The following is a 22,474-nucleotide window of genomic DNA, read 5'->3' as shown; positions in this document are numbered from 1 at the left end:
TTGGTGGGACCATAAGGCCGACGGCGTTATTCGGCGGCCTTCTTGTTTTGCTTGTTCGAGGTGATGATCTTTTCACCCCACTTAAGTTGTTCCTTCAGATCGTCGATGGCCTGGTTCAGTTCATCGCGCTGAAGTTCCATGTCGGCCAGACGTTCGCGCCCCAGCTCATAGGTGCGTTCCAGTTGAACCTGTTGTTGGTCACCTGCGTCGTACAGATCCAGCAGTTGGCGGATCTGTTCCAGGCTGAAGCCAAAGCGCTTGCCGCGCAGGATCAGCTTGAGCCGCGCACGGTCTCGTTTTGTAAACAGGCGCTTTTGTCCCTCGCGGATCGGGAACAACAGCTCTTTGGACTCGTAGAACCGCAAGGTCCGAGGAGTCACATCATACGTGTCGCACATCTCGCGGATGGTCAGTGTGTTGTCAGTCATAATGTCAAACTCTCATCACAAGTGTTGTGAACCTGAGGTGATCAGTGTTGTCGCTGTTTACAACATCAGCTTGACGTTTACGTAAGTCGAACGCTGCGTCACGAAATTCTTGACGTAAGATCAATTAAATTTTTGCCTGATTTCGGCATGAAAATTGCCGTGGCGTCACGCGGGCCAACGCCTATTTCAGCTGCTTTGTCGTGTGAATCACCGGCCCGAAGCACCGCCACGTGGACCGGCATAATGCTGTCGCCGGGCCGATCGATTTGCCTCAATCTGTGCATCCCACTCGGCTTGGGATACACCGGCAGGTGCAGATCCATAGCCATTTGGACCGACATCGCAAGCGGTCAGGACAAAGCACGAGATCACGATCAGAACTGAAAGTTTCATTGGCCACCTCTCACCAGAATGGGTGCGGCACTGCAGTGAACCCTGGTCACCAGTAGCAAGGCACCGATTACAAGAATGTAGCCGCAAGTTGGACAGATCAACGCCGCTTGCGGCATCTCACGTGTTTTTGAGTATGGGGCAAGCGCCTCAAATCTTACTCGATCTTGCCGTCCTGCAGGTCCTTGGCGGTTTCTTCGCGCAGTTGGATGAGTTCGGACATGGCCTCTTCGAGTTGCTGTTTCTGCGACTCGAGTTCGGTGAGCTGAACACCAGCATTGCGGACAAACGCCTCCATTTGGGCGCGATTGCCTTCGTGTTCATAGATCAACAGCCACTGGCGAATCTCTTCCAGTGGAAACCCAAAGCGACGGCCGCGCATGATCAGTTTCATGCGGGCGCGTTCGCGTGCGCCATAATAGCGCGAGCGGCCTTCGCGGTCGGGCTGCAATAGCTCGATGTACTCGTAATACCGAAGCGTGCGCGGTGTGACGTCGAACTCGGCGCACATCTCCTTGAATGACAGGCGGATGTCAGACATTCTCAATCTCCTTGGCGGCAACCTATGGTGTCGTTGCGACAAGCGCAACAGGTGGGCTTGCCCTTTTGGCGGGCGCAGGCTCATAAAGAGACAAAGCCCACGCATAAAGTGCAAGCGATGACAGACAAGACAAAAATTGCGGCCCAGTTCATTCAGGCCATCCCTCATGCCAACGCGCTTGGCCTGCAGTTGACCCATATCGGGCACGGCGAGGCAGAGATCACCATGCCTTACAACGAGGCGCTAATTGGTGATCCCAAGACCGGCGTGATTCATGGTGGAGCTGTCTCTGCAATGATGGACACCTGCGCGGGGGCTGCGGTGATGAGTCACCCCGCCGCACCCGGAGGGACCGCGACGATCGACCTGCGGATCGACTACATGCGGGCGGCCACCCCAGGGCAGGCGATCACCACCAAGGCTGAGTGCTATCACATCACCCGCAACGTGGCCTTTGTGCGCGCAACTGCGACGGATGAAGACACGGATCGCCCCGTGGCCACGGCCTCGGGCGCATTCACGGTGGAGAAACGCTGATGGCCCGTTCCAAGCCCGAACTGATGCAAGTGGTGAAACAACGCCGCGATGCCACTTTGAACGCGCTGGTGGGGGGCGTGCCCTACATACAGTTTCTCGACATCACTTTTGATCGGCGCGGGGATGAGCTGACCGGGGTGCTGAATTTCGACGACAAGCTGATTGGCAACCCGTTTCTGCCCGCGATCCATGGCGGCGTGACGGCCGCGTTTCTCGAAGTGACGGCGGTGATTTCTCTCAGCTGGTCGCACTTGTGGCCGCTGATCGAAAGTGGCGAGCTGTCGCCTGAAGACATCGAAGCCGGCAATATGCCTGCGTTCCCAAAGACCATCGACCTGACAGTGGACTATCTGCGCTCGGGCCTGCCGCGCGACGCTTATGCCCGCGCCTACATCAGCCGGGCCGGTCGGCGTTATGCCTCGGTCCGGGTCGAAGCCTGGCAAGACAACCACGACAAGCTCTTTGCGCAGGCCAGCGGACATTTCCTGATGCCGCAACTCAAGACCGAGTGAACCGGTGAGCGATCAGATCACCCATCGGCGGGTTCTGAACATCGCCATCCCCATCGTGATTTCAAATGCCACCGTGCCCATTCTGGGCGCGGTGGATACGGGTGTTGTGGGACAGATGGGGGCGGCAGCCCCTATCGGGGCCGTTGGGATCGGGGCAGTGATCCTGTCTGCGCTTTACTGGATCTTTGGCTTTCTGCGGATGGGCACAACCGGGCTGGCCGCCCAAGCCCGCGGCGCAGGCGACGTGGGCGAGACCGGAGCATTGCTCATGCGCGGCTTGCTTCTGGGGTTTGCGGCCGGAGTGTTGTTCATCCTCGGTCAGGCCATGCTGTTTGCAGGCGCGTTTTGGTTGGCCCCCGCCAGTGCCGAGGTCGAGCGGCTGGCGCTCGATTATTTGTCGATCCGCATATGGGGGGCACCCGCCACAATCGCACTCTACGCCATCACCGGCTGGCTGATCGCGGTCGAGCGCACGCGAGGCGTCTTTGTCCTGCAGCTGTGGATGAACGGGCTCAACATCGTGCTGGACCTGTGGTTCGTGCTGGGGCTGGGTTGGGGTGTCGAGGGCGTGGCCATAGCGACGCTGTTCGCCGAATGGACCGGGTTGGCGCTTGGGCTGTGGCTGTGCCGCGATGCCTTTGCGGGCGATCAATGGCGCAACTGGGCGCGGATCTTCGACCCTGTTCGTTTGCGCCGAATGCTGACCGTGAACGCGGACATCATGGTGCGGTCGGTTCTGCTGACGGGATCGTTCACGACGTTCCTGTTCATCGGCTCGGATCTGGGTGATGTGAACTTGGCGGCCAACCAGATCCTATTACAATTTCTGGAGGTGACTGCGTTTGCACTCGATGGCTTTGCCTTTTCGGCAGAGGCTTTGGTCGGTGGTGCCGTTGGCGCAAGAGATCGCGCGCAGGTGCGTCTCGCGGCTGTGGTGGCTTCGCAATGGGGCGTTGGCGGCGCGGTAGGGCTTGGCCTCGTGTTCTGGTTGGCAGGGCCTGCGATCATCGACTTGATGGCCACATCGCCGGAGGTTCGAGAGGTCGGGCGCGATTTCTTGTTCTGGGCGGCTCTGGCCCCGGTCCTGGGCGTTGCCAGCTGGATGTTCGATGGCATCTACATCGGCGGCACCTGGACCCGCGACATGCGGATCGCGATGATCCAATCCGTAACGGCCTATGTGGTGGCACTGGTGGTGCTGGTGCCGATCTATGGCAACCACGGCCTGTGGGCGGCGCTGATGGTGCTGAATGTGGCGCGCGGCCTGACCATGTGGCTGCGCTACCCCCGGCTCGAGGCGCAAGTCGCAAGCTAGTAGGGGGTGCTCCCGCCCGTCGTCGATGTTTCTTGCGAAACACCTCCTCCCGTTCGGCCAGGCTCTTGCGGGCTTTGCCCGCAAGAGCCTGGCCCCCGCCGTCCGCAGGACGCAAGGCCGACAGGCCGCGCAGGGTTTAAAGCAGGTCGAGCAGGTTCTCGGGCGGGCGACCAATCACGGCCTTGTTGCCAGTTTTGCCCAAGGGGCGTTCAATCAGGATCGGGTGGTCCGCCATTGCTTGCAACAGGATTGCGTTGTCGGCCTCCTTGCTGAGCCCCAACTCCTTGAACGTCTTTTCCCCCGTCCGCATCATCGCAATCGCAGCAACGCCAAGCGCGGCTTGCGCGGCACGCAGCTCATCCAACGAAGGGACATCTTCCAGGTATTTTCGTACAGTGAGTTCCGCGCCCTTCTCTTCGAGCAAAGCCAACCCCTGACGGGACTTGGAACAGCGTGGGTTATGCCAATATTCGATCACAGCCAATCCTCTCGTTTGCTGCCAACGGCCTCGGCGACCGAGGCAAATCCATCGCGCTTGAGAAGGTCATCCAGACCGCGCGCGATATCTCCTGCGAGCGACAATCCTCCAAAGACCATGGCCGTGTAGAATTGCACGGCCGAGGCACCGGCGCAGATCTTGGCATAGGCTTGCTCGGCAGTGCTGATCCCGCCAACACCGATCAGCGGTGTGCGCCCGTCGGTCAAGGCAGACAGCCGCGCCAGGACGCGGGTCGATTTTTCAAACAGCGGTGCACCGGACAGACCGCCAGCCTCGCCCTTGTGTGCACTGGCCAACCCGTCTCGCGAGAGGGTGGTGTTGGTTGCAATCACCGCATCTACGCCAGTTTCATGTGCCACCGCGGCGATATCTTCGATCTCGGCTTCGGTCAGATCCGGCGCGATTTTCAGGAACACAGGCACCTTGCGCTCCAGTCCGTTGCGGGTCTCGATGACGCCAGCCAAAAGCGCGGTCAGCGCCTCTTTGCCTTGCAGATCGCGCAGCTTTTCGGTGTTGGGAGAGGAGACGTTGACGGTGGCAAAATCCAGATGTGCCGCGCAATGCGCCAGCACGCGGGCAAAGTCGGCAGGCCGGTCTGTGCTGTCCTTGTTGGCGCCCAAGTTCAACCCGATCACGGCATCCTTGGGACGTTTGGCCAGGCGCGCGCCGATGGCTTCCATCCCTTCGTTGTTAAAGCCGAAACGATTGATCGCGGCCTGATCTTCGGTCAGGCGAAAGAGGCGCGGTTTCGGGTTGCCGGGCTGTGGGCGCGGCGTGGCTGCGCCCACTTCGATAAACCCAAACCCGGACTGCGACAGCGGGGCCAGCACCTCGGCGTTTTTGTCGAACCCTGCCGCCAGGCCGACCGGATTGGGCAGATCAAGCCCGGCGACTTGCGTGCGCAAGCGTTGCGACGTGACTGGCCCGGGGGTGGGCGTCAAACCCATCTTGAGCGCCTTGATCGACAGGCCATGTGCGGCTTCGGGGTCCATCCGATGCAGTGCGGACAAGCCAAGTTTCTCGGTCAGTTTCATCCAAAAGCCTTTCCGCCGGCCGCTGGTGCACAGCGGATCAAACGTGAGGTTTCGACGGCCGCTTGCCGGTGAATGACGGCGCGCTGATAATCGGGGTCGGTCACCATTTCCAGAAACGCATGCGCGGTTGGGTAACGGGCGACAAAGACCTCGTCCCAATGCTCATCGCTGGGGCCGATCAGCACGGCTTGCATGGAGCCGCGCCAGACAATCGAGGCGCCAAGCCGCATGATGATCGGCGCGGTGTCGATGCCATAGTTGCTATACGCCTCGGCGCCGGTCAGCCCGGCCGAGGCCAACGGATGCTCCGCGGGATAGGCCGCGCGCTCGCGAAACTTCACAAGGTTCAGCATCTCGATCGGCTGATCCCGATCGAGCGCCTTGAAGGCCTCGAACTGTTCACGTTCCGGATCGATGTACTTGGTGGTCATTCCATATCCTCGGGGAATTGATGCGCACCGTCTGCAAGTGGCAGGGGCTTGGCCCACAAAACGTCGGTCATGTGCAGCTTGCGATAGAGATGCGGGAACAGAGCGCCGCCGCGCGACACCTCCCACTTGAGCGCCTCGCCCAAGGCGTCAGCGTCGCAGGCAAGCAGGGTCAGACCCTCGGCATTTGCGAAATGTTTGGCAGCTGTCTCGGCTGCTTGTTCTGCGGTCGAGAAGTGAACAAACCCGTCACTGACATCAATTGGTGCACCGTCGGTTTCGCCAGCGGCCTGCAATGCGGCCCATTCGTCCGCGCGAAAGATTTTATAGATCAGCATGGTTTGGGTGATGCCTTGGGCAGGCTTGGGAATCAAGAACCAATGCAGCGTGACCTCTCCTTACGTCGCCCATTTCTGTCTTTGACTCTGGGGCCCAAACGGGGGCACGATCTGTCCAAAACCAACAATAAGGGAGTTCATTGATGTTGACCCGATTTTTGATGTCCGCTGCCGCACTTGGCCTGACGGCCGGGATGGCGGCAGCCGAATACAAACTGACCATTCTGCATACCAACGATTTCCATTCCCGGTTCGAGCCGATCAGCAAGTATGACAGCGGCTGCCGGGAGGGCGATAACGCTGAAGGTAAGTGCTTTGGTGGGTCGGCCCGTCTGGTGACGGCCATTGCCGAGGCGCGCGAACGAGCGGAAAATTCGGTACTGGTGGACGGCGGGGATCAGTTCCAGGGCTCGCTGTTCTACACCTACTACAAGGGCAAGGTCGCCGCCGAGTTCATGAACAAGCTGGGCTATGACGGCATGACTGTCGGCAACCATGAATTCGACGATGGCCCCGAAGTGCTGCGTGGTTTTATGGATGCAGTTGATTTCCCTGTTTTGATGTCAAATGCGGATGTCTCGAAAGAGGAACTGCTGGCCGACACGTTGATGAAATCGACCGTCATCGAAAAGGGCGGCGAAAAGATCGGCCTGATCGGTCTGACCCCGCAAGACACCAACGAGCTGGCCAGCCCGGGCCCGAACGTGACTTTCAGCGATCCGGTTGCTGCGGTTCAGGGTGAGGTCGACAAGCTGACTGCAGAGGGTGTCAACAAGATCATCGTACTCAGCCACTCGGGCTATGGGGTCGATCAGCAGGTCGCTGCGGGAACCACCGGGGTGGACGTGATCGTTGGTGGGCACTCGAACACCTATCTCAGCAACGTTTCAGATCGTGCTTCGGGTCCGTATCCGACCGTCGTGAACGACGTGCAGATTGTGCAGGCCTATGCCTATGGCAAGTTCCTGGGCGAGCTGAACGTCACATTTGATGACGCAGGCAACGTGATCGAGGCCAAGGGCGAGCCGCTGGTTATGGATGGTGCCGTGGTCGAAGATGAGGCCACCGTTGCGCGCATCGCCGAACTGGCACAGCCCCTGGACGAAATTCGCAACAAAGTTGTGGCAAGCGCTGCCTCTCCGATTGAAGGGGACCGGGCTGTTTGTCGCATTCAGGAATGCCCGATGGGCAACCTGGTGGCAGACGCTATGCTGGATCGCGTCGCAGATCAGGGTGTGACCATCGCAATCGCAAACTCGGGTGGGATCCGCGCCAGCGTTGATGCGGGCGACGTGACCATGGGCGAGGTACTGACCGTGCTGCCGTTCCAGAACACGCTGTCGACCTTTGAAATCAGCGGTCAGGGGGTAATTGACGCGTTGGAAAACGGCGTCAGCCAGGTCGAAGAGGTCAAGGGTCGCTTTCCTCAGGTATCAGGGATCACCTTCACGTTTGATGCATCGGTTGCTCCGAACGAAGGCCGTGTGAGTGATGTCATGGTGGCCAGCGAGGATGGCTTTGTGCCAATCGACCCGGGCGCGACCTATCTGGTGGTAACCAACAACTATGTCCGCAACGGTGGCGACGGATACAAGGTGTTCTCGGGCGATGACAAAAACGCCTATGACTATGGTCCAGATCTGGCCGATGTGACAGCAGAGTACCTCGCCGCCAACGCGCCGTATCAACCCTATGTGGATGGGCGCATCAAGCAGAAGTAATCAGGCTTGATGTCGGTCTGGAGAGCGCAGGGAAACCTGCGCTCTTTTTTTGTCTGGCGTTTCACTTCCAAGGGCTCTGCAGCTTTTGGTGCGAACGCGGCGCTCCCGCGCCCGCACGATCCCGACTTCGTCGGCACCGCTGGCGGCCTTGGGCCGGGCGCCTCGCCTGCGGCTCGGCGCGGTCGCGTTTAGGGCATCTGTTTCGCCGCTCTCGCCAACTGCCGAGCGTAGCGAGGCCCGGCCCAACGGGAGGAGGTGCCCGTTAGGGCATCGACGACGGGCGGGAGAGCTTCCGGGGCAGGCAAACGCGACCTTCATGGCGCCGGTTTGTGAATGAGGCGGCACGCGTCATCAATCTGTGTTGAAATTCGCCGACCCCAAACCTTAGAGTACGGGCATGTGCGGACGATTTGCGATCACCCTGCCAAGCGATGCGATGGCGCAATTATTTGCGGCGCAGCCGTCGAACACGTTGCCATCGGTACCGAATTTCAATGTTTGCCCCACCAATCAAGTGCACGTGGTGCGCACGGGTGAAACCGGACGGCAACTGCTGCCAATGCGATGGGGGTTTCTGCCGCACTGGTACAAGGTGGAAAACGCTGGTCCCCTGTTGATCAACGCTCGGGCCGAGACCCTGGCAGAAAAACCCGCCTTTCGCGCAGCCTGTCGGGAACGGCGCTGCCTTCTGGTCGCGACCGGGTTCTATGAATGGACCAAGTCAGCGCAGGACACCCGGCTGCCGTGGTACATTCATCGCCGTGACGGAACACCCATTGCTTTTGCCGGCGTGTGGCAGGATTGGGGGCCGCCCGAGGCGCGGCAGGCCACCTGTGCGATCGTCACGACCCAGGCCAACGCCCACATGGCCTCGATCCATCACCGTATGCCCTTGATCCTGGAGCCGGATGATTGGGCGTTGTGGCTGGGGGAGCAGGGCAAGGGCGCAGCCCGTCTGATGCGGCCCGGAGCAGAAGAGGTGCTGGATTATCACCGCGTGGATCCAGCGGTAAACTCCAACAGGTCTCAGGGGCCTGAACTGATCGAACCTTTTGAGGACGAAGGAAGTTTTCCTCGAGAGGGGTGAACACGCCCTGTGTCAATTTGGGGCAGCTCAGCCCCGGCTGTACTGATCAGATTTGAGTTGGTCCTGCGTCGCGGCAGCCAAGGGCGCACGACTCAGGGCGTTGCCGGCATCTGTGGTCTTCTTCAAAAGCGCAATCAGTTGCTCTTGTTCTGTTGGACTCAGTCCGGACAGCATTTCGGGTTGCACGGCCTCGACAAGGGGACGTGCAGCATCCAACAGCTCATTCCCGGCGTTCGTCAACTGCAGACATCTTGCGCGGCGGTCGTGCACCGAGATCGTCCTGCAGACAAGTCCGCGCGCGGCCAGCCGGTCGATGACCTTGCCCAGAGTGGCTCGGTCGTATGCGATCAGGCCTGCGAGCGAGGCCTGGTCTAGCCCCGGGTTCAACCGGATCGTTGTCAGGGTCGCAAATTGTACAGGGGTCAACTTGATGTCGGCCTGCGCCATTCGGTCCATGAACAATGCAACGGAGATCTGGTTGAGCCGCCGGATCAGGTGGCCGGGCATGGCATAAATGGTCATCTTTTCTCTTTTTTCTTGTCACTTGCGAAGTGCGATTCTGATGTAAGTGATCTGAAATGACAAGGTACTGGATGCCTCACCATGTCTCGGATACCCCACGATAGGGTTTTCCTTGCCGACTATGCCGGTTAGATGCTTGGCATGGCCATTTCCTTTGCTTCCCTGCCGGATCTTTATGCGCATGGTTTCGATACCGTGATCGATGTCCGCAGCCCCGCTGAACATGCCGAAGATCATCTGCCCGGTGCCATCAATCTGCCGGTTCTGGATAATGACGAACGCGCGCGTGTCGGCACCATCTATGTACAGGAAAGCCCGTTTCTGGCGCGCAAACTTGGGGCGGCATTGGTTTTTCGCAACGCCGCAAATGCCATCGAGCAGAGCCTGAGTCACCATGAGGGCGGATGGCGTCCGCTGGTCTATTGCTGGCGCGGTGGTCAGAGGTCGGGATCGTTCACTTGGATGTTGCAGCAGATTGGCTGGCGGGCCGAGGTGATTGAGGGCGGCTATCGCACCTATCGGCGGCTGGTGAACCGGTATCTGTATGATGATCCTTTGCCGCACCGGATGGTGGCGCTCGACGGGTTCACCGGAACGGCCAAGACCGACCTGCTTCAGGTGTTGCACGAGCGCGGCGTTCAAGTTCTGGACCTCGAAGGTCTGGCCAACCACCGCGGCTCGATGCTGGGGGCGATGCCGGGCGGGCAGCCCAGTCAGAAAGCCTTCGAATCCGCGTTGGCGGGGGCGCTCTGCGCGCTGGATCCTGCGCGTCCGGTGTTGATCGAGGCGGAAAGCAGCAAGATCGGCGAGCGGATCCTGCCGCCGTCGCTGTGGGCGGCAATGAAAGCCGCGCTCAGAATTGAGGTTCAGGCCTCGATCGAGGCGCGGACAGAGTACCTGGTGCAGGCCTATGATGACATCCTGTCCGATGCCGCAGGGCTGCGCGAGCGGTTGGGGTATCTGCGGCAACATCGCGGGCATGAAGTTGTCGACGGCTGGTTTGCGTTGATCGTGGCTGGAGACAAGGCCGGGGTGACCCGGGCCTTGATGGAGCAGCACTATGATCCGGCGTACCTGAAGTCGCGCAAGGCCCATGATGCACAGGTGATCGGGCAGGTTCAGGCCGGTCGGTTGGACGGGCCCGGTTTGGAGACTGCGGCGTCGCAGATCGAGGATATGCTGCATAAGGCGTGATGATTTGCTCCGTATGGTGGCCCGGGGGGCTCCCGCCCGTCGTCGTCACCCCTAGCGGGGTGCCTCCTCCCGTTGGGCCGGGCGCCGCGCTGTGCGCGGCGCGGCACTGCAGAACATTGCCCTTGCATGGTGTCGATATCGGCCATGGGGAAAAAAGCTGGACCGGGCGCTAGTCCGTGACGTTCAATGCGGCTGCTTTGGTCAGGACCCCAATGCGCGCCGCGGGATACCCTGCAGCATGCAGTTCGGTTAGCAAGTCGTCAGCCTCTTCAAGTGAAACCGCAGCCAGCAGCCCTCCGGCCGTTTGCGGATCGAACAAGAGGTCGGCTTTGCCACCTGTTGAAAGCTCAGGCGCAAGGTTGCGGTTATCGGCATAGAGCGTTGAACGTACGCCTTGGGCCGCCAAAGGCTCGGCACCAGGCAAGGTCGGAATGGCAGTCAGGTCCAGATCTGCACCGCAGCCCGAGGCCTCGGCCAGGCCTTGCAAATGGCCCGCCAATCCAAATCCGGTGACATCAGTCATCGCATGCGCATCTTTCAGAATACGGGATGCCTGGCCTTGCGGCCTGGTCATGTGATCCAGCGCGGATGCCACCCATTCGCCGCGGGCTTGTCCCGCCATTTCGGCGGCCATGATCACACCGCTGCCTATGGGTTTGGTCAGGATCAGAACGTCACCGGGTTGTCCGCCGCCTAGGGTGATCGGGGGGCGAGGGCAGAGGCCGGTCAGGGTGAACCCGATGGTCAACTCATCCCCGACCGAGGTATGCCCGCCGACGATTTCAGCGCCCGCCTCCATGAGCACCTGGTCGGCCGTCGTCATGATTTCGGTCAGCGTGCGTTGCTGTAGGGCAGGCGCTAGGCGCGGCAGGATCAGTGTGACTGTCGCGGCCTGCGGTTCGGCGCCCATGGCCCAGATGTCGCCCAAGGCATGCACGGCGGCAATGCGGGTCATCACCACCGGGTCATCAGTCAGGCTGCGCAGGTGGTCCGAGGTCATCACCTGTCGCGCGCCGCCCGTTTGTAACAGGGCTGCGTCGTCCCCTGGCAACGGGGTGACATCAGCGCGACGCGGGACCATAGGCGCCAGCGCCTGTCGCAGTGCGCCGCGCCCGACCTTGGCTCCGCAGCCCCCGCACATGGGTTTGTCCCCGACCGCCTCGGCCATCCCGGCCGCATGCTCTGCCGGCAGTTTGGTGGCGGGCATTTCGGGCAGATCGCGGAATCGGGTCATGAAAGTTTGATCGATGTGATCTTTCCACCGCCACATCAACCCTCCCTGAACGGCGGTGCCCAGACGTTCGGCCAGGGCAGATTTGCCGCCCAGTGAAATCAGCTTGAGGTAGTCGCGTTGTGGCTTGTAGGTCTTTGGTCGGCCGACACCCATGGCAGCACGCAGGTTGTTGAGCAGGATCGGGGCCTCGCGGACGGCATAGACGCCAGCCTTTGGGCGGGGATCAAAGCTGAGATGGGCGCAATCGCCTGCGGCAAACACGGATGGGTCGCTGGAGCGGAGATGAGCATCGACCGAGATGTATCCCTCGTGCAGGTCCAGGCCACAGTTGGCGGTCCAATCATAGGGCCGCGCACCGGCGGCGCCGGTGATGAAGTCGGCCTCGATTTCTTGCCCGGTACTGAGAACCAGCTTGTCGTGGTCGATCCGAGCCACGCCGGTGTTTTCAATCAGGCTCACACCCAGTTCCGCTATGGTCTGACGGATCAGACGGGCAGCCTTGGGGCCGGTGGCGCTGAGCGCTTGGGCCTGGTCAACCAGGGTAATTTCAGCCAGGCGCCCCCGTGATTTCAACGCATGCGCCATGGCCATGACCAGTTCTGCCCCGGCAACGCCACCGCCGATGACGGCAACGCGGGCAGGACCGGTGCCTGCCAGATAGGCGGCCCATTTTTCTGCGAAAGGTCCCAGAGGCTTGGCAGGCACCGCATGCTCGGCAAATCCGGGTACGGCAGGCATGTCAGAGGTGATACCGACGTTGACCGAAGCCACGTCATAGGCAATCGGCGGACGCCCTCCGACAGATACCGTTTTGGCGGCAGCATTCATGCCGGTCACGGCGCCCAGAACCAGCCGAGCGCCGGCATACCGCGCCAACCTCACCAGGTCGATGTCCAATGCGTCCCGTGTGTAATGGCCTGCGACAAAGCCCGGCAGCATGCCCGAATAGGGCGCTGTGGGACCAGGGTTGATGAGGGTCAATCGAGCGCCGGGCAGGGGCGACATGCCCCATTTGCGCAGCACCAACGCATGGCTGTGGCCCCCGCCAATCAGCACCAGGTCACGGGTCAGGGGCAGGGGGGGCTGGTGCATTTGTCGGCCTTTGCGTCAGGCGTTGGAATCCTTGTCGCCTTCGGTCTCATCGTCCCCAGGCACATCATGAGTGGCCCATATGCCGTCTTGTTCCGCGCCGGGCAAGGTCTCGGGTGTCTCGCTCATGTGGATGTGAGCCTTGGCGATGAAATGCGCCGTCACCGGGGCGGTCAGGAACAGAAAGAGCGTGATCAGCAGCTCGTGCAGGGACAAGTGATGTTCGATGGCGATCGAGTGAAAGATTGACGCCAGCAACACCCCGCCCACGCCAAGCGTTGTCGCCTTGGTGGGCGCATGCAGCCGGGACATCGAGTCTTTGAGTTTCAAAAGGCCGTAAGAACCGACAAATCCAAACACGCCGGACACGATAAGGAAAAAGGCGATGAGGGCTTCGAATGCGGTTTCCATGTCTTCCCCTCCCTTATTCGATGATGTTGCCGCGCAGCAAAAAGCGCGCGTATGCGACGGTTGAGACGAAGCCCAGCATGGCGATGATCATGGCGGCCTCAAAGAACACCTCGGTCCCCAAGGCAAGGCCATAAAGGATCATCAGGGCGATGGCGTTGATCACCATCGTATCAAGCGCCAGAACCCGGTCGCCGACGCCTTTGGCCGTGGCGATCTTGTACAGGTTCATCAATAGGCCCGCGCCGAAACAGGAGAAGGTGAAGTAGATAGCGTAGGTGATCATTCGAAAATCTCCTTCAGGCGGCGTTCATAGCGCTGTTTGATCTCGTCCCGCACGGCGTCGGGGTCGGGGGCGTCCAGGCAGTGAACCAGCAGGTTGTGACCTTCGGACGACAGATCGGCGGTGACCGTGCCAGGGGTCATGGTGATGGTGCCTGCCAAAACCGTGATCGCCTCGGGCGTGCGCAGCTCCAATGGAACACAGATCCAGGCGGGTTGCCGGTCCTGGTCGCGTTTGAACAGGATGACGCGGGCCACGACGATGTTCGCAACAACGATGTCATAGAGCACAACGAGGATGTATTCGATGATCATCAGCCAATTGCGCAGTTTGGGTTGGTCGGGCCAATAGGGTTGCGTGACAAAGGGGATCACCACGCCCAGGAAAAGGCCGAACACCAGCGAATTCAGCGACAGCGAGTTGGCCAGCAGCATCCAGACCAGCGTCAGCAGCAGGGTCAGATGCGGGTGGGGAAATATCCGACGTAGAACCTTCATTTCTGTCCCCCATGCAAAACGGCGTCGATATAGGCGGACGGATCAAAAAGCTGTGCGGCTGTCTCGCCTGTGAATTCCAGTACGGGCCCGGCAAAGATAGTGAGCAGAACCAGCAGGGCCACCAATCCGAAGACGGACGAGAAAGCGAGGCCGGGGTACGGTTCAGGCGCGGGCTCCTTGGCGTGCTCGTCTTCGGTGCCTTCAATTTCGACTTCGGGTTCGGGTGCGTCGATGAAATCGGGGTCGTGGCTGCGCCAGAAGATGATCGAGCCTGAGCGGGCAAAACCCACGATGGTGATGAACGAGCTGATCAGGATCACGGCCCAGATCACGCCGAAATCGGTGCTTTGGCGGGCGGCATCCATGACCAGCAGCTTGCCGACAAAGCCAGACAGCGGCGGCATCCCTGCCATTGCGATGGCCCCTACAAAGAAGAGGCCTGCCAGCAACCCGGCCTGCGGCATCGGGCTGTGCGAGCGGATGCGGATACCGCGTCGCTCGCGTACTTGATCGGCCACCAGAAACAACAGTGCCGTCGCGATGGTCGAGTGGATCGTATAGTAGAGCGCAGCGCTGGTTCCTATGGGGGTGAAGAGCGCGATGGAAATCAACAGCGTCCCCATCGAGGCGATGGCGCCGAAGGCGATCATGCGGTTGATGATCCTTGTGCCCAGGATACCGATGGACCCCACAATCAACGTCAGCATCGCAGCAGGCAGCAGCCAGTCGCCGACCAACCCGGCGGTTGCCTCAACCTCGGGGCCAAAGACCAGCGTGTAGATGCGCAGGATCGAATAGGCGCCGACCTTGGTCATGATCGCAAACAGCGCTGAGACGGGCAGCGGCGCGTTGGCATAGCTGGTGGGCAGCCAGAAATGCAGCGGCAGGACCGCGGCTTTGACGCAGAACACCAGCAACAGTAGCACCGCACCCACGCGCAGCAGGGCGGTGTCATCTGCGGGCATCTCACCCACGCGCACGGCAAGATCCGCCATGTTGAGCGTACCGGTCACCGCATAAAGCGTGCCAAGGGCAAACAGGAACAGGGTCGAGCCAAGCAGGTTGTAGACCACATATTGAACGCCCGCCCGCAAACGGCGCGGGCCACCGCCGTGGATCATCAGGCCGTAGGATGCGATCAGCAAAACCTCAAAAAACACAAAGAGGTTGAAGGCGTCACCGGTCAGGAAGGCACCACATACCCCCATGAGCTGGAATTGCAAAAGCGCATGGAAATGGCGCCCTCGGTTGTCCCAGCCAGAACCGATGGAATAGAGCACCACCACCATGGCCAGCACCGCCGTCAGCAGCACCATCAGGGCCGAGAGACGATCCAGCACCATGACAATGCCAAAGGGCGCTGGCCAATCGCCCAACTCATAGACGTGCACCTGCCCGTCCAGTGTCATCCCCAGCAAAGCAAGCGAGATCGCCAACAGCATGACCGTGCCGGCCACGGAAAAGATTCGCTGCAAGCTCAGGTGATGGCGCAGAACCATGATGATGAACGGCGCCAGCACCGCTGGCAGCACGATCGGGGCGACAATCAGGTGGCTCATACGTCGTCCCCCGTGTTCTCGGACATGTCGATGCGGTCGTTTTGCGACGACAGATAGGCGCTGAGCGCGATCATCACGACCACTGCGGTCATCCCGAATGAGATCACGATGGCCGTCAGAACCAGCGCCTGCGGCAGCGGGTCAGTATAAGGCACATCGGCATATTTGTTCAAAACGGGAGGTGCGTTCAACGCCAATCGTCCGGTCGCAAAAAGGAACACATTCACCGCATAAGACAACAGCGAAATCCCCACAATTACCGGGAACGTCCGGCGCCGGAGCAACAGATAAACCCCAGCGGCGGTCAACATTCCAACAGCACTGGCCAGAAGGAATTCCATCTCAGACCTCCTTCTTTTCTTCGGTGTCTTCATCATCGCGGGCGGGGTTGATGTCCATCGCGTGCTCTGACGCAATGCCAGGCTGCCAGGCAAAGCGCGACAGGCTTTCCAGCGCCAGCATCACCGCGCCCACAACGGCCAGGAACACGCCCAGGTCAAAGCCCATGGCGGTGGCCCATTCGAATTCCTCCAGCGGTGGCCAGTGGATGTAGCCGAAATCGCTGGTCAGGAACGGTTTGCCGTTCAACCACGCGCCCATGCCGGTGATCGCGGCGATCAACACGCCCGAACCGATGATGCCGTGATAGAACACCTTCTGCCGCTCTGCCGCCCAGCTGAACCCGCTGGCCATGTACTGCATGATAAAGGCGATTGCAGCGATCAGGCCGGCGATGAAGCCGCCTCCAGGCAGGTTGTGACCCCGGAAGAAGATATAGGCCGCCACCATCAGGGCAATCGGCATCATCACGCGGGTGACCACCACCATCATCAGCGGGTGGGCATCACCCGATTGCGGCATATCCGGCTTGCGGTTCAGCAGATAGGCCCGCACGCGGGTGCCCAGCACCGCTTCGGTCAGGGCATAGATCACCAGCGCGGCGATCCCCAGAACGATGATCTCGCCAAAGGTATCAAAGCCCCTGAAGTCCACTAGGATCACGTTGACCACATTGGTGCCGCCGCCGCCCTTGTAGGAGTTCGCCAGGTGGAATTCCGAGATCGTCGGGAAGGCAAAATCGCGCATCATCAGCGCATAGATCAGCCCGCCAACGCCCAGACCAGAAATGCCGGCGATGATCACATCACGGAACCGCCGCTCGTTGGTGGTTTCCCACGGGGTTTCCTTGGGCATGAAGTTCAGCGCCAACAAGAGCAGGATGATCGTCACCACCTCGACCGAGATCTGTGTCAGCGCCAGGTCGGGTGCGGACAGGTAGTTGAACCCGATCGAGATGATCAGACCCACGACACCCACCAACACCAGCGAGACAAAGCGGTTGTGGTGGAACACCACCAGACAGATCGTGGCCCCCATCAGACAGATCCAGCCGATGATCGGCATGACGCCAGCCTCGATCCCGATCCGCGTCGGAACCGAATCCGTGCCCGTATAATAGCCATAGCCCGCCAGCGAGACGACAAAGACAACAAAGATTGCCGAATACCGCGCCATCGAGCGGTTGTGCAGCCCCTCGGTGATTTTGCGGCTGGTGGCCGTCAGACAGCCGATGACTGCATCAAAGATGACCTTGGCTTCGGGACGGGGAAGGGCGTTCCAGACCCGCTCGAACCGCCCGTGCATCGCCAAAAGGATGACAGCACCTATGGTGGCCACGATGGACATGTAGAGCGCCGCGTTGAACCCATGCCAGATTTTGAGCGAGTAGTAGGGCAGCTTTTCTCCACCAATCACCGCGCCAGAGGCAACAGCGACCAAGGGCCCGACAATGGCGCTGGAAAAGAGGCCGATCAGGACAACAAGCGTGACGAGAAACGCGGGTGCCAGCCACATGCCAACGCCCGGATCATGCGGTTTCGCGGGATAGTCGTCGCGGACCGGTCCCAAGAAGACATGCGCGATGTAGCGGAAAGAATAGGCCGCCGAGAACAGAGCCGCAATCAGCACCACGCCAGGCACCAGATAGGGCGAGTTCAGCCACGTGGTGTGGACCGCCGCATCCAGCATCATCTCTTTCGACAAGAAGCCGTTGAGCGGTGGAATACCGGCCATCGACAGTGACGCCACCGTGGCGATGATGAAAGTCACCGGCATCAGGTGTCGCAAGCCGCCCAGTCGTTTGATGTCGCGTGTGTGCGTCTCGTGATCAACGATACCCGCCGACATGAAGAGTGCCGCCTTGAACGTCGCGTGGTTGATGATGTGGAACACTGCAACCACCGCTGCAAACTTGGTGCCAAAACCCAATAGCATGGTGATCAGACCCAGGTGAGAAACCGTCGAAAAGGCCAAAAGCGCCTTTAGGTCATCTTTGAACAGGGCGATCACCGCACCCAGAAGCATGGTGATAAGACCAGTTGTGGCCACAATGTAGAACCAGGCGTCGGTGCCCGCCAAAACCGGCCACATCCGCGCCATCAAGAACAGGCCCGCCTTCACCATCGTGGCCGAGTGCAGATAGGCCGAAACCGGTGTCGGCGCGGCCATCGCGTGCGGCAGCCAGAAGTGAAACGGGAACTGCGCCGACTTGGTGAAGGCCCCGATCAGGATCAGGATCAGCGCTGGCATGTAATACGGCGAGGCCTGGATCAGCTCTTTGTTCTGCAAGATCACGGTCAGGTCATAGCTTCCGACGATATTTCCCAGGATCAGCATGCCCGCGATCATCGCCAATCCGCCTGAACCTGTCACGGCCAGCGCCATGCGGGCGCCCTGTCGCCCGGCGGGTAGGTGCTTCCAATAGCCGATCAGCAGGAACGAACTGAGCGAGGTGAGTTCCCAGAAAATTAACAACAGCAGGATGTTATCGGACAGAACGATGCCCACCATCGCACCCTGAAAGAGCAGAAGATAGGTATAAAACTGACCCATCGGGTCTTCGCGTGACAGGTAGAACCGCGCGTAGAGGATGATCAACAGGCCAATGCCCAGGATCATCCCGGCAAAAAGAAAACCCAGACCGTCGAGGTAGAAGTTCGCGTTCAACCCCAATCCGGGCAGCCAGTCAAAACGTGCGGTGACGACCTCTCCGCGAAACACGGCGGGGGCGTTGACCAGCAATCCCAGCAGCGCCAGAAACGTCGTCGCCCCGGCAGAGGCGGACGAGGCGTTGCGGCCAGCTCGGATCAGCAGGGCGGGAAAGACCGCTCCAAGAAATGGCAAGGCTGCTATCAGGAACAGGGACACAAGCAATCCTCCGCTATTTGCCTGGTTCGGACGTAAACCTGTATTTTGAGTAAGGATATTTCGCCGCCTGTCCAGACCTTGAAATATTTACGATTTTGGTCCGATACCGATTCTGGGTGGTTTTTGGCGGTTCTGACGGGAACTTGAGTGGATTTCTCGCCGGTTCGCGTCCTAGATAAGTCCAGTTGTTCCGATTGCTTCAGAAACAGGTCAAGGCGCGCTAACATGACGCGGCAAAGAAATTTTCCCACACGACGAATGGTGCTATTTGGCGGCGCGGCGGCGCTTGCTACTGGCGTTTATTGGTGGCGCGCAACACCACCTCACTATGGGGGCGCCAAGCTGACGGTGACGCAAGCGCATGAGGCCGCAGCGCAAGGCGATGTTGTGCTGGTGGATATCCGTACACCGCGTGAATGGATGGCCACCGGGGTTCCATCCGGGGCCCATCCAATCGACATGCGACGCGACGACTTTCTGACGGCACTTGCGCAGGTCGCAGGCGCTGACAAGACCCGCCCCATCGCCGTGATCTGCGCGCGCGGTGTGCGCTCGGCCCGTCTGAGCCGCGCGCTGACCGAGGCGGGCTTTTCCAACATTGTTGATGTGCCCGAGGGGATGCTGGGTTCGGCCGCCGGTCCGGGCTGGTTGAAAACCGGCCTGCCGGTTACGCAAGTTGAGGGAGGATCGGGATGATCCGGCGTTTTCTGATGGGCCTGGGTCTGATCGCAGCGGGTCAGGGTGTGCAGGCAGCTTGTGGTGGGCCGGAAGACGCGTGTGAGATCGAAGGCGGCAGCTATCACATCGAGCTGCCGCGCGCAGAGACGCCGCCGCTGGTGGTATTCCTGCACGGCTATGGCGGCAATGGAGCGGCCACGATGCGCAACCGAGCCATGGTGGATGGCCTGCTCGGGCGGGGGTATGCGGTGATGGCGCCCAATGGCTCGCAACGGATCGGATCGAACCGGGGTTTGAGTTGGAATTTCTACCCCGGCTGGGAGGGGCGCGACGAGACGGGGTTCTTGAAATCCGTGGTGGCGGACGCGGTGGATCGTTTTGGTGTGGATGAGGGGCGGGTGATGCTGGGTGGGTTTTCCGCGGGCGGCTTCATGGTCAATTACCTGGCTTGTGCAGCGCCCGAGGCGTTTTCGGCCTATGTGCCGGTGTCAGGCGGGTTCTGGCGTCCGCAGCCGACCGAGTGCAATGGTCCGATCCGGATGCTGCACACCCATGGCTGGACAGACAATGTTGTCCCGCTGGAGGGCCGCGTGTTGGGTGGCGGGCGCTTTGTTCAGGGCGACATCTTTGCTGGCCTCGAGATTTGGCGCAACGTCAACGAATGCACGGACCACAAACCCGCGGGGTTTAGCCGGAACGGAGACTTCATGCACCGCCGCTGGAGTTGTGGAGCGGACCGTGCGCTGGAATTTGTTTTGTTTCCCGGGGGCCACCAAGTGCCCAAAGGATGGGCGGATCTGGTGGTGGATTGGTTTGAAGGCCTACCTGGAAGCTAGGAGGCGTCTCTTGACACGGGGGTGCTCCCGCGCCCGAGCAGACCTGACTGCGTCAGCCCCGCCAACGGCCTTGGGCCGGGCGCCTCGCTTGTCGCTCGGCGCGGTTGCGCCTGTGGTGAATGCTTTTTCTTTTGGTCAAATTGCCTGGCACCAAACGCCAACCGCCGGGCGCAGCCCGGCGCCCGGCCCAACGGGAGGAGGGCATCTTTGATGCACGAACGACGGGCGGGAGCGTCCCTGAACTGCAAAACAGGTCGACACCGTTTGGTGATCACTCTGCCGGAGTGGCCGAGGAGTTGTTGTCCAGGAGCGATTTCAGTTCTGTTCGGTAGTGCCGCGCAGCCTGTGCAATGGCAGGCTCGCGAAAGTCTTCGCGCAAGCCCAAAAGATTGCGCGCCGTTTTTGCAGTCACTCCGCTCAGGGCGGACAACGGAATGGCCAAAGCCAAGCTGAGAGCAATTGGCGCAAGCCACACCGAGACCAACCCTGATATGATCCCCGTGGTCAGCACCAATCCACTGATCGTTTCCAAAGCGTGACACATGGCCAGCGTTCTCAGGCCGTAAGTTCCGCCGTCGCGGGCCTGGGGCGACCAGCCCTTTTGCAGACCCAGCATCGTGCGGAACACGGCGATCATTTGCTGCACCATCAGGATTGGAGCGTAGATCACCGACAGGATCACCTCGGACATAAATGACAGTGTGAACCGCCAACCACCGCCAAACTCGGTATAGCGCGCGCCGGTCAGGGGCAGGGCCGCAGCACCCATCAGCTTGGGTACCAGCAGCATGGCGTACATCAGCACGATGATCAGCACGTGGCGCCCTTCGGTCATTTCGGGCCACTGGGGGAACAGCGGGTTGTCGGGACGGAAGTAGTGCAAAACGCTTGCATCCTCGCCCTGACCAATCAACGCCCACATCACCAACAGAGCAAACCAGATGGGCGACATCAGGTAGCCGATGGCCCCATGGAACAGATGAAACCGCGAGATCGAGCGGAACCCACGCGCACCCAGCAAGTTCAGGTGCTGCAGGTTGCCCTGACACCAGCGACGATCCCTCAACACATGATCGATCAGGGTCGGGGGCGTTTCCTCATATGACCCGCGGATGCGCGGCAGGAACCGTACGGACCACCCCGCACGGCGCAGCAGGCCTGCCTCGACAAAGTCGTGGCTCATGATCAGTTGTTCCTTGCCACGGAAATTGCGTAGCCGGGGCAGCCCCGCGCAATTGGCGAATGCAGCCGTTCGGATGATGGCGTTGTGGCCCCAATAGTTGCCCTCTTGCCCGCACCAGCGCGCCACACCTTCGGCGAGCGCTGCGCCGTAAACGCCGTTGGCGAATTGCTGCATCCTGGCAAAGACGGATTGTGCACCGGTCAGCTGGGGAAAGCTCTGGATCAGGCCTGCACCGGGATCGCGGGCCAGTGCATCCGTCAGCCGGGCAATGGCGCGGCCGGTCATCAGGCTGTCGGCATCCAGCACCAGCATCGCCTGATAGGCACCGCCCCAGCGGCTGACCCAATCTGCGATGTTGCCGACTTTGCGATCGGTGTTCTGGGGGCGACGGCGATAGTAAAGCTCGGTTCCTGGCATCAACGAGGCGCGCAAGGCCTCGACGCTGGCCTGCTCCTGCGCGGCAATCGCGTCGTCTCGGGTGTCGGACAGGATGAACATCGCATACCGGTGCACCCCGCCGCGGGCGCGCAGCTCTTCCAGCATGGATCGCGCATTGCCCAGCACATACCAGGGCACCTCGTTGTAGACCGGCATCACCAGCGCCACGTTCAGTGGTTCGGGCTTTGATGGGCGGGCGGCGGGCGCTTGGCGCGACAGAGAGATCAAGCCGATCGACACGGTCGAGACGGTAAAGGCGATCCAGAAAAAGTTGAATGAGATCAGCGTCAGAAGCGTGCCCTCAACCACACTGATGCCTTCGTCTGCGAACCAGTCCTGCATGAGCCACAGCAGCCCGAGCGTGGCCACAAGGGCGGGCACAAAGGCCAGGAACCGCCAACCGCCAACACCCGCCGCATGGCGCGCCTCTGGCGCGTCGGCGTCCCGAAACGCCGCGCCAAAGTCCTGCTCTGGCATGGCCAACGGCGCCTCGGGGGGCACTATGTGCAGATCGCG

24 protein-coding genes are annotated in these 22,474 nt (G+C 60.7%); 8 read left to right on the top strand and 16 right to left on the bottom strand.

The features are described 5' to 3' along the window. Positions 1-26 precede the first annotated feature (26 nt). The 3 genes from TRM7615_RS18435 to TRM7615_RS18425 form a co-directional block, all read right to left on the bottom strand. Entirely contained in the window at positions 27-428 is a 402-nt protein-coding gene (locus TRM7615_RS18435; RefSeq protein WP_108790325.1) for a MerR family transcriptional regulator, read from the bottom strand. A 207-nt stretch (positions 429-635) separates the two neighbouring features. Then, positions 636-821 (bottom strand): hypothetical protein, encoded by a 186-nt coding sequence (locus TRM7615_RS18430; RefSeq protein ID WP_108790322.1) that lies wholly within the window; start codon positions 819-821, stop codon positions 636-638. Positions 822-975: 154 nt separating this feature from the next. Then, positions 976-1,359, bottom strand: coding sequence for a MerR family transcriptional regulator (locus tag TRM7615_RS18425; RefSeq protein ID WP_108790319.1), 384 nt, complete (start codon positions 1,357-1,359; stop codon positions 976-978). Positions 1,360-1,476: 117 nt separating this feature from the next. On the opposite strand from TRM7615_RS18425, the gene TRM7615_RS18420 reads away from it, so the two are divergent. The 3 genes from TRM7615_RS18420 to TRM7615_RS18410 are packed head-to-tail and all read left to right on the top strand — an operon-like array spanning position 1,477 to position 3,723. Continuing rightward, a complete protein-coding gene (locus TRM7615_RS18420) occupies positions 1,477-1,896 on the top strand; it encodes a PaaI family thioesterase (protein WP_108790646.1) in 420 nt (139 codons plus the stop codon). Further along, positions 1,896-2,408, top strand: coding sequence for a PaaI family thioesterase (locus TRM7615_RS18415; RefSeq protein ID WP_108790316.1), 513 nt, complete (start codon positions 1,896-1,898; stop codon positions 2,406-2,408). The genes TRM7615_RS18420 and TRM7615_RS18415 overlap by 1 nt, the downstream gene beginning before the upstream one ends. A gap of 4 nt (positions 2,409-2,412) precedes the next feature. After that, positions 2,413-3,723: an MATE family efflux transporter gene (locus TRM7615_RS18410; protein ID WP_108790313.1), complete on the top strand. Its 1,311-nt coding sequence runs from the start codon at positions 2,413-2,415 to the stop codon at positions 3,721-3,723. Positions 3,724-3,859: 136 nt separating this feature from the next. On the opposite strand, the gene arsC is transcribed toward TRM7615_RS18410, so the two are convergent. Genes arsC through TRM7615_RS18390 form a run of 4 tightly spaced genes read right to left on the bottom strand, consistent with a single transcriptional unit; the run spans position 3,860 to position 6,022 of the window. Then, positions 3,860-4,201, bottom strand: a complete 342-nt coding sequence (gene arsC / locus TRM7615_RS18405; RefSeq protein ID WP_108790644.1) for an arsenate reductase (glutaredoxin) — start codon at positions 4,199-4,201, stop codon at positions 3,860-3,862. Further along, entirely contained in the window at positions 4,198-5,256 is a 1,059-nt protein-coding gene (locus TRM7615_RS18400; protein WP_108790310.1) for a quinone-dependent dihydroorotate dehydrogenase, read from the bottom strand. Before TRM7615_RS18400 ends, arsC begins: the two co-directional genes overlap by 4 nt. Beyond that, positions 5,253-5,687: a DUF1330 domain-containing protein gene (locus TRM7615_RS18395; protein ID WP_108790307.1), complete on the bottom strand. Its 435-nt coding sequence runs from the start codon at positions 5,685-5,687 to the stop codon at positions 5,253-5,255. Before TRM7615_RS18395 ends, TRM7615_RS18400 begins: the two co-directional genes overlap by 4 nt. Then, positions 5,684-6,022, bottom strand: coding sequence for a DUF952 domain-containing protein (locus TRM7615_RS18390; RefSeq protein ID WP_108790642.1), 339 nt, complete (start codon positions 6,020-6,022; stop codon positions 5,684-5,686). The genes TRM7615_RS18395 and TRM7615_RS18390 overlap by 4 nt, the downstream gene beginning before the upstream one ends. Before the next feature lie 143 nt (positions 6,023-6,165). Here TRM7615_RS18390 and TRM7615_RS18385 point away from each other — a divergent pair, with 143 nt between their 5' ends. Then, positions 6,166-7,743: a bifunctional metallophosphatase/5'-nucleotidase gene (locus TRM7615_RS18385; protein ID WP_108790304.1), complete on the top strand. Its 1,578-nt coding sequence runs from the start codon at positions 6,166-6,168 to the stop codon at positions 7,741-7,743. A gap of 397 nt (positions 7,744-8,140) precedes the next feature. Next, the gene (locus TRM7615_RS18375) at positions 8,141-8,830 is read left to right on the top strand and encodes an SOS response-associated peptidase (protein ID WP_108790299.1); all 690 of its coding nucleotides are present in this window, start codon (positions 8,141-8,143) and stop codon (positions 8,828-8,830) included. Between the two features lie 27 nt (positions 8,831-8,857). On the opposite strand, the gene TRM7615_RS18370 is transcribed toward TRM7615_RS18375, so the two are convergent. Beyond that, positions 8,858-9,352 (bottom strand): MarR family winged helix-turn-helix transcriptional regulator, encoded by a 495-nt coding sequence (locus tag TRM7615_RS18370; RefSeq protein ID WP_207775247.1) that lies wholly within the window; start codon positions 9,350-9,352, stop codon positions 8,858-8,860. A gap of 141 nt (positions 9,353-9,493) precedes the next feature. On the opposite strand from TRM7615_RS18370, the gene mnmH reads away from it, so the two are divergent. Beyond that, a complete protein-coding gene (gene mnmH / locus TRM7615_RS18365) occupies positions 9,494-10,546 on the top strand; it encodes a tRNA 2-selenouridine(34) synthase MnmH (RefSeq protein ID WP_108790638.1) in 1,053 nt (350 codons plus the stop codon). A 169-nt stretch (positions 10,547-10,715) separates the two neighbouring features. Here the strand turns inward: mnmH and selD are convergent, their stop codons facing one another. The 7 genes from selD to TRM7615_RS18330 are packed head-to-tail and all read right to left on the bottom strand — an operon-like array spanning position 10,716 to position 18,823. Then, entirely contained in the window at positions 10,716-12,872 is a 2,157-nt protein-coding gene (gene selD, locus TRM7615_RS18360) for a selenide, water dikinase SelD (protein WP_108790296.1), read from the bottom strand. 15 nt (positions 12,873-12,887) lie between these two features. Beyond that, the gene (locus tag TRM7615_RS18355) at positions 12,888-13,280 is read right to left on the bottom strand and encodes a Na+/H+ antiporter subunit G (RefSeq protein WP_108790292.1); all 393 of its coding nucleotides are present in this window, start codon (positions 13,278-13,280) and stop codon (positions 12,888-12,890) included. 13 nt (positions 13,281-13,293) lie between these two features. Continuing rightward, complete coding sequence (locus TRM7615_RS18350) at positions 13,294-13,563, bottom strand: K+/H+ antiporter subunit F (protein WP_108790289.1); 270 nt, start codon at positions 13,561-13,563, stop codon at positions 13,294-13,296. Further along, positions 13,560-14,057, bottom strand: a complete 498-nt coding sequence (locus tag TRM7615_RS18345; protein WP_108790286.1) for a Na+/H+ antiporter subunit E — start codon at positions 14,055-14,057, stop codon at positions 13,560-13,562. Before TRM7615_RS18345 ends, TRM7615_RS18350 begins: the two co-directional genes overlap by 4 nt. After that, positions 14,054-15,616, bottom strand: a complete 1,563-nt coding sequence (locus TRM7615_RS18340; protein WP_108790283.1) for a monovalent cation/H+ antiporter subunit D — start codon at positions 15,614-15,616, stop codon at positions 14,054-14,056. Before TRM7615_RS18340 ends, TRM7615_RS18345 begins: the two co-directional genes overlap by 4 nt. Further along, complete coding sequence (locus TRM7615_RS18335) at positions 15,613-15,957, bottom strand: Na+/H+ antiporter subunit C (RefSeq protein ID WP_108790280.1); 345 nt, start codon at positions 15,955-15,957, stop codon at positions 15,613-15,615. Before TRM7615_RS18335 ends, TRM7615_RS18340 begins: the two co-directional genes overlap by 4 nt. Before the next feature lies 1 nt (position 15,958). Beyond that, entirely contained in the window at positions 15,959-18,823 is a 2,865-nt protein-coding gene (locus TRM7615_RS18330; RefSeq protein WP_108790277.1) for a monovalent cation/H+ antiporter subunit A, read from the bottom strand. A gap of 225 nt (positions 18,824-19,048) precedes the next feature. Here TRM7615_RS18330 and TRM7615_RS18325 point away from each other — a divergent pair, with 225 nt between their 5' ends. Both TRM7615_RS18325 and TRM7615_RS18320 read left to right on the top strand, forming a co-directional pair. After that, positions 19,049-19,519 carry a rhodanese-like domain-containing protein gene (locus TRM7615_RS18325; RefSeq protein WP_108790274.1) on the top strand — a complete coding sequence of 157 codons (471 nt, stop codon included), beginning with the start codon at positions 19,049-19,051 and terminating at the stop codon, positions 19,517-19,519. Then, on the top strand, positions 19,516-20,337 hold the full coding sequence (locus TRM7615_RS18320; protein ID WP_108790271.1) for a CE1 family esterase: 822 nt from the start codon (positions 19,516-19,518) through the stop codon (positions 20,335-20,337). Before TRM7615_RS18325 ends, TRM7615_RS18320 begins: the two co-directional genes overlap by 4 nt. A gap of 271 nt (positions 20,338-20,608) precedes the next feature. Here TRM7615_RS18320 and mdoH read toward each other — a convergent pair whose 3' ends face one another. Continuing rightward, positions 20,609-22,435, bottom strand: coding sequence for a glucans biosynthesis glucosyltransferase MdoH (mdoH, locus tag TRM7615_RS18315; RefSeq protein WP_235824144.1), 1,827 nt, complete (start codon positions 22,433-22,435; stop codon positions 20,609-20,611). Positions 22,436-22,474 lie beyond the last annotated feature (39 nt).

It is taken from the genome of Falsiruegeria mediterranea M17 (assembly GCF_900302455.1).
Classification (GTDB): Bacteria; Pseudomonadota; Alphaproteobacteria; order Rhodobacterales; family Rhodobacteraceae; genus Falsiruegeria; species Falsiruegeria mediterranea.
This window is presented reverse-complemented; position numbering and strand designations above follow the sequence as displayed.

What these genes read in the sequence shown, in the direction of transcription:
- TRM7615_RS18420 (WP_108790646.1), top strand. Translation starts at nt 1,477, where the DNA reads ATGACAGACAAGACAAAAATTGCGGCCCAGTTCATTCAGGCCATCCCT.
- TRM7615_RS18340 (WP_108790283.1), bottom strand. Translation starts at nt 15,616, where the DNA reads ATGAGCCACCTGATTGTCGCCCCGATCGTGCTGCCAGCGGTGCTGGCG.
- TRM7615_RS18390 (WP_108790642.1), bottom strand. Translation starts at nt 6,022, where the DNA reads ATGCTGATCTATAAAATCTTTCGCGCGGACGAATGGGCCGCATTGCAG.
- TRM7615_RS18385 (WP_108790304.1), top strand. Translation starts at nt 6,166, where the DNA reads ATGTTGACCCGATTTTTGATGTCCGCTGCCGCACTTGGCCTGACGGCC.
- TRM7615_RS18415 (WP_108790316.1), top strand. Translation starts at nt 1,896, where the DNA reads ATGGCCCGTTCCAAGCCCGAACTGATGCAAGTGGTGAAACAACGCCGC.
- TRM7615_RS18435 (WP_108790325.1), bottom strand. Translation starts at nt 428, where the DNA reads ATGACTGACAACACACTGACCATCCGCGAGATGTGCGACACGTATGAT.
- selD (WP_108790296.1), bottom strand. Translation starts at nt 12,872, where the DNA reads ATGCACCAGCCCCCCCTGCCCCTGACCCGTGACCTGGTGCTGATTGGC.
- TRM7615_RS18400 (WP_108790310.1), bottom strand. Translation starts at nt 5,256, where the DNA reads ATGAAACTGACCGAGAAACTTGGCTTGTCCGCACTGCATCGGATGGAC.
- TRM7615_RS18430 (WP_108790322.1), bottom strand. Translation starts at nt 821, where the DNA reads ATGAAACTTTCAGTTCTGATCGTGATCTCGTGCTTTGTCCTGACCGCT.
- TRM7615_RS18320 (WP_108790271.1), top strand. Translation starts at nt 19,516, where the DNA reads ATGATCCGGCGTTTTCTGATGGGCCTGGGTCTGATCGCAGCGGGTCAG.
- TRM7615_RS18350 (WP_108790289.1), bottom strand. Translation starts at nt 13,563, where the DNA reads ATGATCACCTACGCTATCTACTTCACCTTCTCCTGTTTCGGCGCGGGC.
- TRM7615_RS18345 (WP_108790286.1), bottom strand. Translation starts at nt 14,057, where the DNA reads ATGAAGGTTCTACGTCGGATATTTCCCCACCCGCATCTGACCCTGCTG.
- TRM7615_RS18335 (WP_108790280.1), bottom strand. Translation starts at nt 15,957, where the DNA reads ATGGAATTCCTTCTGGCCAGTGCTGTTGGAATGTTGACCGCCGCTGGG.
- TRM7615_RS18395 (WP_108790307.1), bottom strand. Translation starts at nt 5,687, where the DNA reads ATGACCACCAAGTACATCGATCCGGAACGTGAACAGTTCGAGGCCTTC.
- TRM7615_RS18370 (WP_207775247.1), bottom strand. Translation starts at nt 9,352, where the DNA reads ATGACCATTTATGCCATGCCCGGCCACCTGATCCGGCGGCTCAACCAG.
- TRM7615_RS18375 (WP_108790299.1), top strand. Translation starts at nt 8,141, where the DNA reads ATGTGCGGACGATTTGCGATCACCCTGCCAAGCGATGCGATGGCGCAA.
- TRM7615_RS18325 (WP_108790274.1), top strand. Translation starts at nt 19,049, where the DNA reads ATGACGCGGCAAAGAAATTTTCCCACACGACGAATGGTGCTATTTGGC.
- TRM7615_RS18355 (WP_108790292.1), bottom strand. Translation starts at nt 13,280, where the DNA reads ATGGAAACCGCATTCGAAGCCCTCATCGCCTTTTTCCTTATCGTGTCC.
- TRM7615_RS18425 (WP_108790319.1), bottom strand. Translation starts at nt 1,359, where the DNA reads ATGTCTGACATCCGCCTGTCATTCAAGGAGATGTGCGCCGAGTTCGAC.
- mdoH (WP_235824144.1), bottom strand. Translation starts at nt 22,435, where the DNA reads ATGCCAGAGCAGGACTTTGGCGCGGCGTTTCGGGACGCCGACGCGCCA.
- mnmH (WP_108790638.1), top strand. Translation starts at nt 9,494, where the DNA reads ATGGCCATTTCCTTTGCTTCCCTGCCGGATCTTTATGCGCATGGTTTC.